Annotated in this window: 12 protein-coding genes; 8 read left to right on the forward strand and 4 right to left on the reverse strand. The window is 67.5% G+C overall.

The features are described 5' to 3' along the window. Nucleotides 1-14 precede the first annotated feature (14 nt). From acnD to pbpC, 7 genes are all read left to right on the forward strand, one after another. Nucleotides 15-2,630 (forward strand): Fe/S-dependent 2-methylisocitrate dehydratase AcnD, encoded by a 2,616-nt coding sequence (gene acnD, locus ORK51_RS12265; RefSeq protein ID WP_266085069.1) that lies wholly within the window; start codon nt 15-17, stop codon nt 2,628-2,630. Nucleotides 2,631-2,708: 78 nt separating this feature from the next. Next, nucleotides 2,709-2,957, forward strand: a complete 249-nt coding sequence (locus ORK51_RS12270) for a type II toxin-antitoxin system ParD family antitoxin (RefSeq protein ID WP_266085070.1) — start codon at nt 2,709-2,711, stop codon at nt 2,955-2,957. Further along, nucleotides 2,954-3,280 carry a type II toxin-antitoxin system RelE/ParE family toxin gene (locus ORK51_RS12275; RefSeq protein ID WP_261997153.1) on the forward strand — a complete coding sequence of 109 codons (327 nt, stop codon included), beginning with the start codon at nt 2,954-2,956 and terminating at the stop codon, nt 3,278-3,280. Before ORK51_RS12270 ends, ORK51_RS12275 begins: the two co-directional genes overlap by 4 nt. Nucleotides 3,281-3,353: 73 nt before the next feature. Further along, nucleotides 3,354-4,538, forward strand: a complete 1,185-nt coding sequence (gene prpF / locus ORK51_RS12280; protein ID WP_070425703.1) for a 2-methylaconitate cis-trans isomerase PrpF — start codon at nt 3,354-3,356, stop codon at nt 4,536-4,538. A gap of 20 nt (nt 4,539-4,558) precedes the next feature. Next, complete coding sequence (locus ORK51_RS12285; RefSeq protein WP_070425702.1) at nt 4,559-6,016, forward strand: bifunctional 2-methylcitrate dehydratase/aconitate hydratase; 1,458 nt, start codon at nt 4,559-4,561, stop codon at nt 6,014-6,016. 144 nt (nt 6,017-6,160) lie between these two features. Next, complete coding sequence (locus ORK51_RS12290) at nt 6,161-11,080, forward strand: alpha-2-macroglobulin family protein (protein ID WP_266085071.1); 4,920 nt, start codon at nt 6,161-6,163, stop codon at nt 11,078-11,080. Between the two features lie 53 nt (nt 11,081-11,133). Further along, nucleotides 11,134-13,509 (forward strand): penicillin-binding protein 1C, encoded by a 2,376-nt coding sequence (pbpC, locus tag ORK51_RS12295; RefSeq protein ID WP_266085072.1) that lies wholly within the window; start codon nt 11,134-11,136, stop codon nt 13,507-13,509. Nucleotides 13,510-13,690: 181 nt separating this feature from the next. Here pbpC and ORK51_RS12300 read toward each other — a convergent pair whose 3' ends face one another. Both ORK51_RS12300 and ORK51_RS12305 read right to left on the reverse strand, forming a co-directional pair. Continuing rightward, complete coding sequence (locus tag ORK51_RS12300; RefSeq protein WP_070425699.1) at nt 13,691-14,275, reverse strand: ferritin-like domain-containing protein; 585 nt, start codon at nt 14,273-14,275, stop codon at nt 13,691-13,693. A gap of 29 nt (nt 14,276-14,304) precedes the next feature. Then, nucleotides 14,305-14,787, reverse strand: a complete 483-nt coding sequence (locus ORK51_RS12305; protein ID WP_019186086.1) for a peroxiredoxin — start codon at nt 14,785-14,787, stop codon at nt 14,305-14,307. Between the two features lie 250 nt (nt 14,788-15,037). Between ORK51_RS12305 and ORK51_RS12310 the strand changes: the two genes are divergently transcribed. Next, on the forward strand, nt 15,038-15,934 hold the full coding sequence (locus ORK51_RS12310) for a DnaJ C-terminal domain-containing protein (protein ID WP_019186087.1): 897 nt from the start codon (nt 15,038-15,040) through the stop codon (nt 15,932-15,934). A gap of 10 nt (nt 15,935-15,944) precedes the next feature. On the opposite strand, the gene pilH is transcribed toward ORK51_RS12310, so the two are convergent. Both pilH and ORK51_RS12320 read right to left on the reverse strand, forming a co-directional pair. After that, the gene (gene pilH / locus ORK51_RS12315) at nt 15,945-16,328 is read right to left on the reverse strand and encodes a twitching motility response regulator PilH (protein WP_019186088.1); all 384 of its coding nucleotides are present in this window, start codon (nt 16,326-16,328) and stop codon (nt 15,945-15,947) included. Between the two features lie 89 nt (nt 16,329-16,417). Continuing rightward, nucleotides 16,418-17,413: a YhdH/YhfP family quinone oxidoreductase gene (locus ORK51_RS12320; RefSeq protein ID WP_266085073.1), complete on the reverse strand. Its 996-nt coding sequence runs from the start codon at nt 17,411-17,413 to the stop codon at nt 16,418-16,420. Nucleotides 17,414-17,469 lie beyond the last annotated feature (56 nt).

Genomic DNA, 17,469 nt, shown 5'->3' on the forward strand with positions numbered 1-17,469 from the left:
AGCTATCGCCAGCCATGAATACTCAGTACCGCAAGAACCTCCCCGGCACCGCGCTGGACTATTTCGATACCCGTGCCGCGGTCGATGCGATCCAGCCCGGTGCCTATGCCACGCTGCCGTACACCTCGCGCGTGCTGGCCGAAAACCTGGTGCGCCGCTGCGACCCGGCAACGCTGGAGGCCTCGCTGCGCCAGCTGATCGAGCGCCGCCAGAACCTGGATTTCCCGTGGTTCCCGGCGCGTGTGGTGTGCCATGACATTCTGGGCCAGACCGCCCTGGTCGATCTGGCCGGCCTGCGCGATGCCATCGCCGATGCCGGCGGCGACCCGGCGCAGATCAACCCGGTGGTGCCGACCCAGCTGATCGTGGATCACTCGCTGGCGGTGGAATTCCCGGGCTTCGACAAGGCCGCGTTCGAGAAGAACCGCGCCGTCGAAGACCGCCGCAATGAAGACCGGTTCCACTTCATCAACTGGACCAAGAAGGCGTTCAAGAACGTCGACGTGATTCCGCCGGGCAACGGGATCATGCATCAGATCAATCTGGAGAAGATGTCGCCGGTCGTGCAGGTGCGCGACGGGGTGGCCTTCCCCGATACCTGCGTGGGCACCGACAGCCACACCCCGCACGTGGACGCGCTGGGCGTGATCGCGATCGGCGTGGGCGGCCTGGAAGCGGAGAGCGTGATGCTCGGCCGTGCCTCGTGGATGCGGCTGCCCGACATCATCGGCGTGGAACTCACCGGTCGCCCGCAGCCGGGCATCACCTGCACCGACGTGGTGCTGGCGCTGACCGAGTTCCTGCGCAAGGAGCGCGTGGTCGGGGCGTGGATCGAGTTCTACGGCGAGGGCGCCAATGCGCTGACCATCGGCGACCGCGCCACCATTTCCAACATGACGCCGGAGTTCGGCGCCACTGCGGCGATGTTCTACATCGACCAGCAGACCCTGGATTACCTGCGCCTGACCGGCCGCGAAGACACCCAGGTCGCACTCGTGGAAACCTACGCCAAGGCCACCGGCCTGTGGGCCGATGATCTGGTCACCGCGCAGTACGAGCGCGTGCTGCAGTTCGACCTGTCCAGCGTGGTGCGCAACATGGCCGGCCCGTCGAATCCGCACAAGCGTGTGGCGACCACCGACCTGGCCGCGCGCGGCATCGCCGACGAAGGCAAGCTGGCCTCGGGCAAGCAGGAACAGGCCGATGGTCTGATGCCCGATGGCGCCGTGATCATCGCCGCGATCACCAGCTGCACCAACACCAGCAACCCGCGCAACGTCATCTCCGCCGCCTTGCTGGCCCGCAATGCCAACCGCGCCGGGCTGACCCGCAAGCCGTGGGTGAAAAGCTCGCTGGCGCCCGGCTCCAAGGCCGTGCAGCTGTATCTGGAAGAAGCCGGCCTGCTGACCGAACTGGAGCAGATGGGCTTTGGCATCGTGGCCTTCGCCTGCACCACCTGCAACGGCATGAGTGGCGCGCTGGACCCGAAGATCCAGCAGGAAGTGATCGACCGCGACCTGTATGCCACCGCCGTGCTTTCGGGCAACCGCAACTTCGACGGCCGCATCCATCCGTACGCCAAGCAGGCGTTCCTGGCCTCGCCGCCGCTGGTGGTCGCGTATGCGATCGCCGGTACGGTGCGCTTCGATATCGAAAAGGACGCGCTCGGCCATGACGCCGACGGCAACCCGATCACGCTGAAGGACCTGTGGCCGAGCGATGCCGAGATCGACGCGGTGGTCAAGGCCTGCGTCAAGCCGGAGCAGTTCCGCAAGGTCTACGACCCGATGTTCACCTTCAAGGTGGAACATGGCGCACCGATCAGCCCGCTGTACGACTGGCGCCCGCAGAGCACCTACATCCGCCGCCCGCCGTACTGGGAAGGCGCGCTGGCCGGTGCCCGCAGCCTCACCGGCATGCGCCCGCTGGCGGTGCTGGGCGACAACATCACGACAGACCATCTGTCGCCTTCCAACGCGATCATGGCCAGCAGCGCGGCCGGTGAGTACCTGGCCAAGATGGGCCTGCCCGAGGAAGACTTCAATTCCTATGCGACCCACCGTGGCGACCATCTCACCGCGCAGCGTGCGACGTTCGCCAACCCGAAGCTGATCAACGAAATGGCCGTGGTTGATGGCCAGGTCAAGCAGGGGTCGCTGGCGCGCGTGGAGCCCGAAGGCGAGGTCACACGCATGTGGGAAGCGATCGAAACCTATATGGACCGCAAGCAGCCGCTGATCATCATCGCCGGTGCCGACTACGGCCAGGGCAGCTCGCGTGACTGGGCCGCCAAGGGCGTGCGCCTGGCCGGTGTGGAAGCGATCGCGGCCGAAGGCTTCGAGCGCATCCACCGCACCAACCTGATCGGCATGGGCGTGTTGCCGCTGGAGTTCAAGGAAGGCGTGAACCGCAAGACGCTGGGCATCGACGGCACCGAGACCTTCGACGTGCTCGGCGAGCGTGTGCCGCGTGCCGAGCTGACCCTGGTCATTCATCGCCGCAACGGTGAACAGCTGCGGGTGCCGGTCACCTGCCGCCTGGATACCGCTGAAGAAGTCTCGATCTACGAGGCCGGCGGCGTGCTGCAGCGGTTCGCCCAGGACTTCCTGGAATCGGCGCAGGTGATGTGACGCATGAACAGCATGCGCTTGCGGCCGTGGGGCCGCAGGCGCACACTTTGATGGCAAAAATTGCCAAGAGGGCTCTACATGGCCACCATGAACATCTCGCTCACCGACCCACTCAAGCAGTTCGTCGATGAGGAAGTCAGCGAAGGAGGGTATTCCAGCACCTCCGACTACGTGCGTGATCTCATTCGCCAACGCCAGCGTCGCAAGGCTGAGGACCTCTTGCGGCAGTTGATCGCCGACGGTCTTGCATCCGGACCTGCGGCCTCGCTTGAGCCCGGTCATTTTGAGCAGATGCGGAAACGTGCACGGGCGCGCGCGGGGAAATGACGCGTGCGCGGTGGCATCCCCTGGCGGTGCAGGACGCTGATGACGCGGCCGCGTGGTACGCACAGCACGGTGGCACAACGCTGGAACTGAGCTTCATTGACGCGCTGGAAGCCACGGTCGGCATGCTCGAACGGCATCCTGGCGCGGGATCGACGCGGCACGCGGAGCTGTTGGCGACAACGGGAACACTGTTGCGGTTCCATCCGATACGTCATTTTGACGACCATCTTGTCTACTACATCGAACACGCTGCGCGGATCCAGGTGATCCGCATCTGGAATGCCCGGCGCGGACTCGACGCGCTGGTCCTGGACTCGCTCTGATGCACATCCGTTACCGGATGGGCGCCGCGTGGCGTGGTCGAGTTCACTTCAACCTGGCAGAGCGCTCAACGTCATGACCCATCTCCCGCAACTCCGCATTCCCGCCACCTACCTGCGCGGCGGCACCAGCAAGGGCGTGTTCTTCAAGCTGACCGACCTGCCTGCCGCTGCGCAGGTGCCTGGTCCGGCGCGCGATGCGCTGCTGATGCGCGTGATCGGCTCGCCCGATCCGTATGCCAAACACACCGATGGCATGGGCGGCGCGACCTCCAGCACCAGCAAGTGCGTGATCATTTCCGCGCCGTCGGTGCCGGATCACGACGTGGACTACCTGTACGGCCAGGTCTCGATCGAGACCGCCTTCGTCGACTGGAGCGGCAACTGCGGCAACCTCAGCACCGCGGTCGGCCCGTTCGCGATCAGCAACGGACTGATTGACCCGGCCCGGATCCCGCACAACGGTTTGTGCACCGTGCGGATCTGGCAGGCCAATATCGGCAAGACCATCCTGGCGCATGTGCCGATCGTGGACGGCCAGGTGCAGGAGGATGGCGATTTCGAGTTGGACGGGGTGACCTTCCCGGCGGCGGAGATCCAGCTGGAGTTCCTCGACCCGTCCGACGATGGCGAGGGCGGGGCGATGTTCCCGACCGGTAACCTGGTCGATACGCTCGACGTACCCGGCATGGGCAGCTTCCAGGTGACGATGATCACCGCCGGCATTCCCACCATCTTCCTCAACGCGGCCGACCTGGGCTACACCGGCACCGAACTGCAGCCGGCGATCAACGAGGACAAGGCCGCACTGGCCCGCTTCGAGGCGATCCGCGCCCACGGCGCGGTGCGCATGGGGCTGATCGAGACCATCGAGCAGGCAGCGACCCGCCAGCACACGCCGAAGGTCGCGTTCGTCGCCCCGGCGCAGGACTACGTGTCCTCCAGCGGCAAGCAGATCGCGGCCGGTGATATCGATCTGCACGCACGCGCGTTGTCCATGGGCAAGCTGCACCACGCGATGATGGGCACTGCCGCAGTCGCCATCGGTACCGCCGCCGCGATCCCGGGCACCCTGGTGAACCTGGCCGCCGGGGGCGGCGAGCGCGAATCGGTGAGCTTCGGTCATCCCTCGGGCACCTTGCGCGTGGGCGCGCAGGCGGCCCTCGTTGACGGTCAGTGGACGGTCACCAAGGCCATCATGAGCCGCAGTGCCCGCGTACTGATGGACGGTGCCGTACGGGTGCCCGCGACGACCTTGTAACCCCCAACAGGAGCATCACGATGTCCGGTCATGACAGCCACAGCAACCAGCGCCCACCGTGGGACACGGTCCTGACCGACATCGTCGATTACGCCCGCGACTACCAGGTCAGCTCGCCGCTGGCGTATACCACCGCGCGGCACTGCCTGATCGATACGCTGGGCTGCGGGCTGGCCGCGCTCTCGTTCCCGGCCTGCAGCAAGCTGCTCGGGCCGGTGGTGCCGGGCATGCGCGTGATCAACGGGGCACGCGTGCCCGGCACCCGGTTCGAGCTCGACCCGGTGCAGGCGGCCTTCAACATCGGTGCGATGATCCGCTGGCTGGATTTCAACGACACCTGGCTGGCGGCGGAGTGGGGGCACCCCTCCGACAATCTCGGCGGCATCCTCGCCACGGCCGATTGGCTCAGCCGCAATGCCGAGGCGCTGCGGCGCGCCCCGCTGACCATGCGTGATGTGCTCGCCGCGATGGTCAAGGCGCATGAGATCCAGGGCTGCCTGGCGCTGGAGAACGCCTTCAACCGGGTCGGGCTGGATCATGTGGTGCTGGTCAAGGTGGCCTCCACGGCGGTCGTGTCGCACATGCTCGGCCTGGATCGCGAGCGCATGCTCAATGCCGTGTCGCTGGCGTGGGTGGATGGGCAGTCGCTGCGCACGTACCGGCACGCGCCCAACACCGGCTCGCGCAAGAGCTGGGCGGCGGGCGACGCCACCAGCCGTGCGGTGCGCCTGTCGCTGATGGCCGCGGCCGGGGAGATGGGCTACCCGAGTGCGCTGACCGCGCCGACCTGGGGCTTCTACGATGTCTCCTTCGGCGGGCAGCCGTTCCGCTTCCAGCGGCCGTACGGCAGCTACGTGATGGAGAACGTGCTGTTCAAGATCAGCTATCCGGCCGAGTTCCATGGGCAGACCGCGGTCGAAGCGGCGATGCAGCTGCATGCGCAGATGCGCGCCACCGGAAAACGCAGCGAGGACATCGCGCAGATCACCCTGCGCACCCAGCAGGCCTGCCTGCGCATCATCGACAAGCCTGGCCCGCTGCATAACCCGGCCGACCGCGACCACTGCGTGCAGTACATGGTGGCGATCGGGCTGATCTTCGGCCGCCTGGTCGCCGAGGACTACGAGGATGACGTCGCTGCCGATCCGCGCATCGATCCGCTGCGGGCGAAGATCACCTGCGTGGAAGACCCGAAGTTCACCGCCGACTACCTGGACCCGGACAAACGCAGCATCGCCAACGCGCTGCACGTCACCTTCGCCGACGGCAGCACGATGGAGGCGGTCGTCGAGTACCCGCTGGGCCACGCCCGGCGCCGGGCCGAGGGCATCCCGCTGCTGGAGGACAAGTTCCGCCGGCACCTGGCCGGGGTGTTCCCGACCGTGCAGCAGCGCCGGATCCTCGAGGCCTCGCTGGACCCGGTCGCGCTGGAGGCAATGCCCGTCCACGAGTACGTGGACCTCTACCTCGCCACGTAGAGCCGACCGTTGGTCGGCTGCCCTTCGCTGCCTCTCGCCGCGCACCTGCCCGCCCACCATGACGCCCGCACTGGCAGGGCTCCCCGCCCCCCGGACGGACCGGGACGGCCCGTATACTGGCCGCCTTGTTCAAGGAGTGACGTCATGGCTAGCCGCAGTCGGTTCGGGCAGTGGAGCTGGAAGGGAATCGCAGGCCTGGCGCTGGTCGCCGGCCTGGCCATCGGCGTCGGGGGCTGCAAGCGCAACGACAGTGGCCAGCTGCCAGCCCCCTCCGGCGCACCGATCGCGGCCAAGGCCGAGGCCATCACCGAGTTCACTCTGGTCCGGGCCTACCCCGATCAGAAAAGTGACGGCCTGTCGCTGGCGCTGGAGTTCTCGCGCCCGCTGGTCGGCACCCAGGATTTCGACGCGCTGGTCCGTTTCGCCGAGAAGGTCGGCACCGAGGACAGCAGCTGGTCGCTGTCCGATGACGGCAAGACCCTGCGCTATCCGTTCGTGGAGGCGGCCAAGGAATACTCGCTGATCGTCTCCCCCGATCTGCTCGCCGCCGATGGCAGCCGGATCGGCAAGGAGCTGCGCCAGAAGGTCTTCACCGGCGAGCTCAAGCCGGTGGCCGGGTTCGCCTCGCAGGGCAGCGTGCTGCCGGCCAAGGACAGCCGCGGCCTGCCGGTGGTCTCGGTCAACGTGCCCGAAGTGGACGTGGAGTTCCTGCGCGTGCGCGAGAAGGAACTGCCGAACTTCTTCAGCCAGTACCAGCGCGGCGGCCGCCGCGGCAGCTGGGAGCTGGACAGCGACTACGGCGACAAGACGCCGATGTCGCAGCTGGCCGAGCCGGTCTACGTCAACCGCTTCGTGATCGGGGGCAAGCAGAACGAGCGCGTGCTCACCTACCTGCCGACCCAGGACATCAAGGAGCTGCAGCAGCCGGGCCTGTACTTCGCGGTGATGAAGCGCAGCGGTTCGTTCGAAGGCGAGTACGACACCGCCTTCTTCACCGTCAGCGACATCGGCCTGCATACGCGCGCCTACAAGGACAAACTGTTCGTGCACACCGCCTCGCTGCAGAGCGGGGCGTCGCTGAAGAAAATCGAGCTGCGCATCCTGGATGGAAAAGGCGAGGTGGTGCTCAAGGGCGCGACCGACGGCAATGGCAACGCGCTGCTCAACTACACCCTCGATGCCAGCCACGTGCTGATCGCCAGCAGTGGCGGTGACACCTCGATGCTGCCGTTCAATCAGCCCGCGCTGGACCTGAGCGAGTTCGCCGTGGCCGGGCGCGACAACGCCTGGTTCGACGTGTTCACCTGGTCGGGCCGCGATCTGTACCGCCCGGGCGAGACCGTGCGCATCTCCGCCCTGCTGCGTGACAACGACGGCAAGCCGGTCAAGCCTCAGCCCGTGTTCCTGCGCCTGAAGCAGCCGGACGGCAAGACCTTCCGCGAGACCCGCCTGACCCCGGGCGAGCAGGGCTACTTCAGCTTCGAACAGCTGATTCCGGCCGAGGCCCCGACCGGGCGCTGGCAGGTGGAGTTCCGCACCAACCCGGCCAGCAAGGAAGCGATCCAGGGCATGACCCTGCGCATCGAGGAATTCCTGCCCGAGCGCATGAAGCTGGACCTGGACAGCGCCCAGAAGACGCTCAAGCCGGGCGAGCCGCTCAAGCTGCAGGCCGATGCCGCGTATCTGTACGGTGCGCCGGCCGACGGCAACCGCTTCACCGCACGGTTGGCCGTGGCGGCCGAGCAGTCGCCGGTCGAGTCCCTGCCGGGCTATTTCTTCGGCGACCCGACCACCGCGCTGCCGCGCGAGGCGCGTGACGTCATCGATACCGAGTTCCCGGCCGACGGCAAGCTGCGCCAGGACGTGGAGCTGCCGGCCGAGGTCAAGCCGACCGCGCCGATCGCCGTCGTACTGTCCGGCAGCGTGTATGAAACCGGTGGCCGCACGGTGACCCGCACCCTGAAGCGGGTGATGTGGCCAGCAGCCGCCTTGGTGGGCGTGCGTCCGCTGTTCGATCCCAAGGACGGCGCCGATGCCAACAGTAATGCGCGCTTCGAACTGATGCGCGTGGACGCGGCGGGCAAGCCGCAGCCGGCCAAGGGCCTGAAGGTCACGCTGGTGCGCGAGCTGCGCGACTATCACTGGACCTTCAACGACAACCGCTGGGATTACGACTTCACCCGTCGCTTCGAGAACAAGGACACCCGTACCGTCGACGCCGGCAGTGCCGCGGTCGGAGTTGATTTCCCGGTGGAGTGGGGCGAGTACCGGCTGGACGTGTTCGACCCGGCCACCGGGCTGACCAGCCGCTATCCGTTCAACGCCGGCTGGAGCTGGAACGACGAAAACCGCGGCCTGGATGCGCGCCCGGACAAGGTCAAGCTGGCCCTGGACAAGACCGGCTACAAGGCCGGCGATACCGTGCGCGTCACCGTGACCCCGCCGCATGCCGGCAAGGGCGTGCTGATGGTCGAGAGCGACAAGATGCTCTACGTCCAGGATATCGACGCCAAGCCGGGCAGCACCTACGACATTCCGGTCACGGCCGAGTGGGAACGCCACGACGTCTACATCACCGCGCTGGTGTTCCGTGGCGGCAGTGCCCCGAGCAAGATCACCCCGGCCCGTGCGGTCGGCGTGGTGCATGTGCCGATGGACCGCAAGGCACGCCAGATCGCGGTCGGCCTGGTTGCACCCAAGCAGATGCGTCCGGAGCAGACGCTGCCGGTCACCGTGAGTGCCCCGCAGCTGGCCGGCAAGGTCGCGCATGTGACCGTCTCGGCGGTGGATGTGGGCATTCTCAACATCACCCGCTTCCCGGTGCCCGATGCCGCCGCGCACTTCTTCGCGCAGCGCCGCCTGGGTGTGGATGCCTATGACATCTACAGCCGCGTGATCGAAAGCTTCGACGGCAGCAGCGGCAAGTTGAAGTTCGGCGGCGACATGGCACTGGCGGCGATGCCGCAGGCCAAGCGCCCGACCGCGCGCGTGCAGACGGTCGATCTGTTCTCCGGCCCGGTGAAGCTCGATGCCAAGGGCATCGCCCGGGTCGCGCTGAAGGTGCCGGATTTCAACGGCACCCTGCGCGTCTCGGCGCTGGTGTATGCCGATGACCAGTACGGCAAGCGTGACGTGGAGACCGTGGTGCGCGCGCCGATCCTGGCCGAGGCGAGCATGCCGCGCGTGATGGCGCCCGGCGACACCAGCACCGTGACCCTGGACGTGCAGAACTTCACCGGCACGCCGGGCGAGTTCAAGGTGCAGGTCGATGGCATCGGGCCGCTCACCCTGGGCGAGTCCAGCCGCACGCTCAAGCTCAACGCCGACGCCAAGAGCACGCTGAGCTTCCCGCTGACCGCGCGCGAGGGCTACACGGTAGCCAAGGTGCGCGTACGCGTGGACGGCAACGGCTTCAAGGTCGATCGCCGCTATGACCTGCCGGTGCGCGCGGCGTGGCCGCAGGTACTGCGCGCACAGACCCGCACGCTGGATCCGCTGGCCGCGGTCACGATGGAAGCCGGGCTCGCCGATGGCCTGATGAACGACTCGGTGACGGCGCGCATGCTGGTCAGCGCGCTGCCGCCGATTCCGTTCGCCAGTGCCTTGAACGGCGCACTCAACTATCCGTATGGCTGCGCCGAGCAGACCACCAGCAAGGGCTACGCCGCGCTGATGCTGGATGAAGCGACCTCGGCCATGCTCGGAGCGGACGGGCTGGATGCCAAGACCCGCCGTGAGCGCATGGAAGGGGCCTTCGGCCGCCTGGCCTCGATGCAGGTCGCCAACGGCAACTTCTCGATGTGGGGCGACGACGGCTACATCAATCCTTGGCTGACGCCGTACATTGCCGAGTTCCTGCTCGACGCCAAGGACGCCGGCTTCGCCGTGCCGGACAACGTGCTGCAGAAGGCACTGAACCGGCTGAGCGAAGACCTGCTCTCCGGTGGCAACCAGTTCTATGGCGAGGACCGCCGCGAGAACCTGAAGTTCGCCAACCAGGCGTATTCGGGCTACGTGCTGGCACGGGTCAACCGTGCACCGCTGGGGACCCTGCGCGCGCTGTACGACAACGAGCGCAGCAAGTCGCTGACCGGCCTGTCGCTGGTGCACCTGGGCATCGCACTGTCGCTGCAGGGCGATCACAAGCGCGGCGATGCGGCCATTGCCGCCGGCTTCGCCAAGCGCGCGGACGACCGTCCGGCCTACTTCGGCGATTACGGCAGCGCGGTGCGCGATGACGCGTTGATGATCGCGCTGCTGCACGAGCGCAAGCTGTCCAAGCCCGCCTACGATGCACGTGCGGTCGATCTCGGCCGCGCGCTGGACGCCCGCCGCAACAGTGGCTGGATGTGGCTGAGCACCCAGGAGCAGGTGGCGCTGGCTCGCATGGGCAAGGCGCTGTCGGCCAACCAGAAGAAGCTGGTATCCGGTGAACTGGTGGTCGGTGGCGAAAGCGAGAGCATCTCCGCGCGCCGCATGTTCGGCCGCAGCTTCGACTACGCCGCGCTGGCCAAGGGCGTGCGCTTCACCCCGCAGGGGGAGCCGCCGATGTTCGCCAGCCTGGAAGTGGCCGGCATTCCGCGCAACCCGCCCGAACCGGACAGCCGCACGCTGGGCGTGGAGCGCAGCTGGTACACCACCGACGGCAAGCCGTGGACGCCGCGTCCGCTGAAGGAAGGCGAGGCCCTGATCGTGCGGGTCAGTGTCACCCCGAACGTGGACATGCCCGATGCACTGCTGACCGATCTGCTGCCGGCCGGGTTGGAGATCGAGAACTTCAACCTGGGCGATGCCAAGCAGTGGGCCGATGTGGTGGTCGACGGGCTGAGCGTCAACGACCGCGGCGATGCGGCCAACATCAAGCACGAAGAGTTCCGCGACGATCGCTATGTGGCCGCGCTGAAACTCTCGCGTGGCAGCACTGCCAAGGTGTTCTATCTGGTGCGTGCGGTCACGCCGGGCACCTACCGCGTGCCGCCACCGCTGGTGGAGGACATGTACCGTCCGGACCTGCGCGGCGTAGGGCGCAGCCTCCCGGCATCGCTGACCGTGGTGCAGCCCTGATCGCAGGGCGGGCCGTCCGCGTGACGGCCCGCCTGCCTCGTTGCTGACCTGACATGACGTCTCATTTTTCCAAGCGGTGGTGGGCGTCGGCGGTGCGCAGTGTGCTGCCGTACCTGCGTTGGGGTACGGCTGCGGTGCTCACGCTGCTGCTGGTGCTGGATCTCGCGTTTCCGCCACCGCTGCCCAGGCAGCGTGATACCAGTACCCTGGTGGTCGCACGCGATGGCACCCCGTTGCGCGCGTTCGCCGACGCCGACGGCGTGTGGCGCTACCCGGCCTCGGCCGACAGTGTGTCGCCGCTGTATCTGCAGGCACTACTGAACTACGAAGACCGCTGGTTCTGGCGGCATCCGGGTATCAATCCGTGGGGGCTGCTGCGGGCCGGCAAGCAATGGCTGTTCGAGCAGCGGATCGTCTCCGGTGGTTCAACCCTGACCATGCAGGTCGCGCGCATTCTCGATCCGCATACGCGCACGCCGTGGGGCAAGGCAAAGCAGCTGCTGCGCGCGGTGCAGCTGGAGGTGCACCTGAGCAAGACTCAGATCCTGGCGCTGTACCTGGAGCGTGCGCCCTACGGTGGCACCATCGAAGGCGTGGAAGCGGCGAGCTGGGCCTATCTGGGCAAACCGGCCTCGCAGCTCTCGCACGCCGAGGCGGCGTTGCTGGCGGTGCTGCCGCAGTCACCCAGCCGGTTGCGCCCGGACCGCCACCCGGAAGCGGCCCAACGCGCGCGCGACAAGGTGCTCGAACGCATGGTGTCCCTCGGTGTGTGGTCACGCGAGGAGGTCGACGACGCCCGCATCGAACCGGTGGTCACCCGCGCCCTGCAGCCGCCGCTGCATGCCGCACTGCTCGCCCAGCGCCTGCGTTCGGCACAGCCACGGGCCGCGCGGATCGAGAGCACGCTGGATATCGGCCTGCAGCGCACGCTGGAGGAACGGGTGTCCTCGTACTTTTCGCAGCTGCCCGAGCGCACCTCGGCGGCGCTGCTGGTGGTGAACAACCGCACGCTGGAAGCCCGCGCGTACGTCGGCTCGGTGGCCTTCGGCGACAAGCAGCGGCTGGGCCATGTGGATATGGTCCAGGCGTGGCGCTCGCCGGGCTCCACGCTCAAGCCGTTCCTGTACGGCATGGCGCTGGACGATGGCCTGATCCATTCCGAAAGCCTGATGGTGGATGCGCCGCAGAGTTTTGGCGGCTATCGCCCCGGCAACTTCGATGCGGCCTTCAACGGGCCGGTCAGTGCCGCCACGGCCCTGCGCCTGTCGCTCAACGTGCCCGCGGTGGACCTGCTCGACCGGGTCGGCTCGGCCCGTTTCGCCGCACGCCTGTCGCATGCCGGCATCAACCTGCGGTTTCCCCACGGCAGTGCGCCGAACCTGTCGCTGATTCTGGGCGGCACCGGTGCGCGGCTGGAGGATCTGGTCGGTACCTTCGCCGCGTTCAACCGCAACGGCATCGCCGGGCGGGTGCGTTACACCGCCGGGGATGCGGTGATCGAGCGGCGCCTGATGTCGCCCGGCGCGGCGTGGATCACGCGGGAGGTGCTCGAGTCCAATCCACGCCCGGGCTATGGCACCGGTACCTTCGATGTCACCGGCCGCCCGCGCGTGGCCTGGAAGACCGGCACCAGCTACGGCTACCGCGATGCCTGGGCGATCGGCACCACGCGGCATTACACGGTGGGCGTCTGGGTCGGGCGACCGGATGGCACGCCGCTGCCCGGCCAATACGGTGCGGTGACCGCCCTGCCGTTGATGTTTGAAGTGGTCGACAGTCTGCCGCGCCAGGCCGGCGATGCGAGCGCGGCACCGATGCCGGCGAGCGTGGCGCAGACCGACATCTGCTGGCCCACCGGTGGCCTCGCCGAACAGACTGCAGCGACGCTGTGCCAACGGCGGATGCCGGCCTTCGTGCTGGATGGCGTGGTGCCGCCGACCTTTGCCGAGCGCGAGGCGCGGCTGTGGCAACCGGGTCTGCAGCGGTTCCAGGTGGATGCGCGCACCGGGCTGCGGCTGTCGCCCGAGTGCAGTCGGCCGCACGAAGCAGAGCAGCGCGAGATCGCGCGCTGGCCGGCGCTGTTGTCACCGTGGTTGCCGCAGGCCCAGCGCCAGGCCTCGCAGTTGCCGGCCCTGTCGCCGGATTGCAGCGACGATGGGCGTGAGAGCGGTGGCACCCTGCACATCGAAGGGTTGAACGACCGCGCCACCCTCGCACGCGCACCGAATGCCGAACACGGCGTGCGCCTGCAACTGCGGGCGCTGGGCAATGAGACCACGGTCGATTGGTTGCTGGACGACCGCTGGATCGCCCGCACCGAAGGCGCGCGACTGTTCCAGCGTGATTTCGACGAGGTGGGCGAGCACACGTTGACCGCGTTGGCGGCCGATGGTGCATGGACGCAGGTGCGGTTCCGCATCCTGCGCTGACGTCGCGTCGCGAAGACGCCGGTAGTGCCGGCCGCTGGCCGGCATCGCAGTGCGTTCGGATCCTGTGCGGAGCCGGCCAGCGGCCGGCACTACACGTCTGTTCGGATTCTTCGAGTAGCCGGCCAGCGGCCGGCACTACACGTCTGTTCGGATTCTTCGAGGAGCCGGTACGTGGCCGGGGTTACTCCCCGATCCAGCCGTCGAGCAGATCGGCGAATTCGTCGGCGTGCTCCTCTTCCTGGGCGAGGATCTCTTCGAGGATGCGCTTGGTCGTGGTGTCCTTGTCGCCCACGAAGTTGATCATCTCGCGGTAGCTGTCGATCGCGATGCGTTCGGCGATCAGGTTCTCACGGACCATGTCGCGCAGGTCGCTGCCTTCCTTGTACTCGGCGTGCGAGCGCGCGGTAAGCGTATCCGGGTTGAGGTCCGGTTCGCCGCCGAGCTGCACGATGCGTTCGGCCAGCTTGCCGGCGTGCGCCTGTTCCTGCTGTGCATGCTCCAGGAACTCGGCCTTGATCGCGTCGGCGAGCATGCCCTTGGCCATGAAGTAATGGCGGTAGTAGCGCAGCACGCACACGTATTCGGTGGCGAGCGCATCGTTGAGCAGCTTGATCACCGCCTCGCGGTCGGCGCTGTAACTGTCGGTGATCGCGCCGTCTTCGATATCCTTGCGGGCCTTGGCGCGCAGGGTCGCGGTGTCGCTGATGCCCGGCGGACGGGCGTTGTCGGGAGCGGCGTTGTGTTGCTTGTTGGCTGGCTTGGACATGGCTGGCCGGTTTCCTTTGTTGCGTGGGTCTAGCGGGGGAGATGCTCCAGCACGTACTGCGCTGAAGACACCTCGAATTTTCCGGGTTCCTCGATGAAGGTTTCGCGCACGACACCGTCTTCCACATACAGCGCGAAGCGACGCGAGCGCGTGCCCATGCCCGAACTGCTGGCATCCATTTCCAGGCCCAGCGCCCGGGTGAATTCACCATTGCCGTCGGACAGCATCTGCAGCCCCTCGGGGACCTGTTGGCTCTCGCCCCAGGCCTTCATGACAAACGGGTCGTTGACCGCCATGCAGAACACCTCGATGCCGCGGTGGCGGAATTCGGGGAACTGCTCGATGAAGCCGGGCAGGTGCCGGGCCGAACAGGTCGGGGTGAATGCGCCGGGCACGCCGAACAGCACCGCCTTGCGCGAGTCGAACAGGGCATGGGTGTCGATGGTCTCCATGCCCTCGCGGATGCGCTTGAGGGTGACTTCGGGAATGCGGTCGCCAACGTGGATGGTCATGCGGACTCCTTGGACACAGGCAGGGTAGTGAGGGGCATGGGATGGCCATGTCAACATGTTGAAAACCGGCCGTGCAGACCCATCTTCAGTGGGAAAGGCGGGCCACGGGGGCAGCGTAGCCGCCCGGGATGTCCGCCGCATTGCGCAGGATCATTCGCCTCCGGCGTCACGGTGGGCCGACCCGCAGCAGCTAGAATTGCGCGGACGGCGCCCGCCCACGCGGGTGGCCGAACTTAGTCGAGGTGTTTGGATGGAATTCAAGGATTACTACGCCACGCTCGGGGTGGAACCCACCGCGGGCGATGCTGAGATCAAGACCGCTTACCGCCGCCTGGCGCGCAAGTACCACCCGGATGTGAGCAAGGAAGCCGGGGCCGAGGACAAATTCAAGGCGGTCAACGAGGCGTATGAGGCGCTGCGCGATCCGCAGAAGCGCGCGGCCTATGACCAGCTCAAGGCGCAGGGCTACCGGCCCGGCGAGGAGTTCCATACCCCGCCTAACTACGGCGGTGGGCAGGGCTATGATTTCGAGGAGGTGTTCGGGGGCGGCGCCGGTGGCGGCGGCTTCAGCGATTTCTTCGAAAGCCTGTTCGCGCGCCAGCGCGGCGGTGGCGGCGGGCGTGCCAGCGGTTTCGGCGGTGCCAGCCAGGGCCCGCAGCCGACCCGCGACACCCGCGCCAAGCTGTCGGTCCCGCTGGAGGCCGCCTACCAGGGCGACAGCCTGCGCATCAACGTCAACGGCAAGCAGCTGGATGTGCGCGTGCCCAAGGGCATCCGCCCGGGCCAGGTGATCCGCCTGACAGGGCAGGGCACCGGTGGCGGCAACCTGCTGCTGGAAGTGGAGTACGCCGAGCACCCGCAGTTCGAGGTGGATGGCCGCAACATCCTGTACACCCTGCAGGTGACCCCGTGGCAGGCGGCGCTGGGCACCAGCATCAGCGTGCCGACCCTGGGCGGTGCGGTGGACCTGAAGGTGCCGGCCGAGTCCGATGCCGGGCGCAAGCTGCGCCTGCGTGGCCGTGGCCTGCCGGGCAACCCGGATGGCGATCAGATCGTGGAGCTGGAAATCATCGCACCGGCGCCCACCGATGAGGCGCAGAAGAAGGCCTACAAGGCGCTGGCCAAGGCCTTCGGCGAGAAGGTGTGAGGCATCGGCATCACGCCGTCGGCGGTTCCTGGTGGCTGAAAACGCGCTCCAGCACCTCCGACAGCTCGTCTTCGGAGAACGGCTTGGTGATGTAGGCCTTCGCCCCCTGCCGCATGCCCCACATGCGGTCGGTGTCCTGGTCCTTGGTGGTCACCAGGATCACCGGAATGTGCCTGGTCGAGGCGTCGCGGGCCAGCGTCCGGGTCGCCTGGAAACCGTTGAGGTTGGGCATCACCACGTCCATCAGCACCAGATCGGGCAGCTCGGCCTTGGCCGCTTCCACCCCGGCCGCGCCGTCGGTGGCGGTCAGGATCTGGTGCCCGAGTTTCTCGACGATCCGCTGTATCCCCAACAGCTGCGACGGTGAATCGTCGACGATCAGAATGCGTGCCATGGTGTTCCCCGTGTGATGCCCGCAGTGTAGTGCGGGCATCGCGCCGTCGTGAAGCGCCGGGCGTGCCGTCCGTCGCCCGGCTGCCACGCTCAGTCGATTCGTACCACCGTGCGGCCGTGGTTGCCGCCGGCAAGCAGGGTATCGAACGCCGCCGGCAGGCCATCCAGCCCGATTTCGCCCGTACAGATGGCGGCCAGATGCGCCGGCTTCCACGCGCCGCCCAGCTTTTCCCAGACCGCTTCGCGCAGCTCGCGCGGTGCACTGGAGGAGGACACCCCGATCAGCGACACGCCGCGGATGATGAAAGGCATCACCGTCATCTCCAGCTCCGCGCTGGCGGCCAGGCCGGCACTGACCACGGACCCGTAAGGCACGGTCTGGGCCAGCAGGCTGGTCAGCATCGCGCCACCCGCGTTGTCCAGTCCACCGCCGAAGCGCGCCGACTCCATCGGGCGGGTGGTTGCCAGCACCTCACGCGGCAGGACCTCGCGCGCACCCAGGCCACGCAGATAGTCGGCCTGGTCGGCCTTGCCACTGATCGCATGCACCTCGAAGCCCGCGCGGGTAAAGATGTCCACCGCCAGCGAGCCGACCCCGCCGGTGGCCCCGGTCACGGCCAGCGGCCCGTGGGCAGGGGTCTGCCGGTTGTCCAGCATCCGCACCAGGGCCAGCGCGGCGGTGAAGCCGGCCGTGCCCAGGATCATCGCCTCGCGCGGGGTCAGTCCCGTCGGTTGCCGGATCACCGCGCTGGCGGCCAGGCGCACATACGGGCTGTAGCCGCCATCGCGGGTCTCGCTCAGCCCGCAGCCGGTGGCGAGCACCGCATCACCCTCGCGGTAGGCCGGATCGGTCGAGGCCACCACCGTGCCTGCCACGTCGATGCCGCCGACCAGCGGGAAACGCCGCAGGATCCTGCCCTTGCCGGTACCAGCCAACGCATCTTTATAGTTGACCGAGGACCAGTGCGCGCGGATCACCACCTCGCCCGGGTTGAGCTGCGCCAGCCCGATCGGTTCCAGCCCGGCGTGGTAGCCGGTATCGTCCTGGTGGATGCGGAAGGCGTTGAACCGGTCGGGAATTGCCATGAAGATGCCTGACGGGGGGAAACCACTACCTTACCCGCTGTGGTTATGAATCGTTC

The organism is Stenotrophomonas sp. RIT-551 (assembly GCF_026241915.1).
Classification (GTDB): Bacteria; Pseudomonadota; Gammaproteobacteria; order Xanthomonadales; family Xanthomonadaceae; genus Stenotrophomonas; species Stenotrophomonas bentonitica_A.

Coding starts and splice junctions, on each gene's coding strand:
- pilH (WP_019186088.1), bottom strand. CDS start 16,328: ATGGCACGCATTCTGATCGTCGACGATTCACCGTCGCAGCTGTTGGGG.
- ORK51_RS12290 (WP_266085071.1), top strand. CDS start 6,161: ATGGCTAGCCGCAGTCGGTTCGGGCAGTGGAGCTGGAAGGGAATCGCA.
- pbpC (WP_266085072.1), top strand. CDS start 11,134: ATGACGTCTCATTTTTCCAAGCGGTGGTGGGCGTCGGCGGTGCGCAGT.
- ORK51_RS12310 (WP_019186087.1), top strand. CDS start 15,038: ATGGAATTCAAGGATTACTACGCCACGCTCGGGGTGGAACCCACCGCG.
- prpF (WP_070425703.1), top strand. CDS start 3,354: ATGACCCATCTCCCGCAACTCCGCATTCCCGCCACCTACCTGCGCGGC.
- ORK51_RS12320 (WP_266085073.1), bottom strand. CDS start 17,413: ATGGCAATTCCCGACCGGTTCAACGCCTTCCGCATCCACCAGGACGAT.
- ORK51_RS12275 (WP_261997153.1), top strand. CDS start 2,954: ATGACGCGTGCGCGGTGGCATCCCCTGGCGGTGCAGGACGCTGATGAC.
- ORK51_RS12285 (WP_070425702.1), top strand. CDS start 4,559: ATGTCCGGTCATGACAGCCACAGCAACCAGCGCCCACCGTGGGACACG.
- ORK51_RS12270 (WP_266085070.1), top strand. CDS start 2,709: ATGGCCACCATGAACATCTCGCTCACCGACCCACTCAAGCAGTTCGTC.
- acnD (WP_266085069.1), top strand. CDS start 15: ATGAATACTCAGTACCGCAAGAACCTCCCCGGCACCGCGCTGGACTAT.
- ORK51_RS12300 (WP_070425699.1), bottom strand. CDS start 14,275: ATGTCCAAGCCAGCCAACAAGCAACACAACGCCGCTCCCGACAACGCC.
- ORK51_RS12305 (WP_019186086.1), bottom strand. CDS start 14,787: ATGACCATCCACGTTGGCGACCGCATTCCCGAAGTCACCCTCAAGCGC.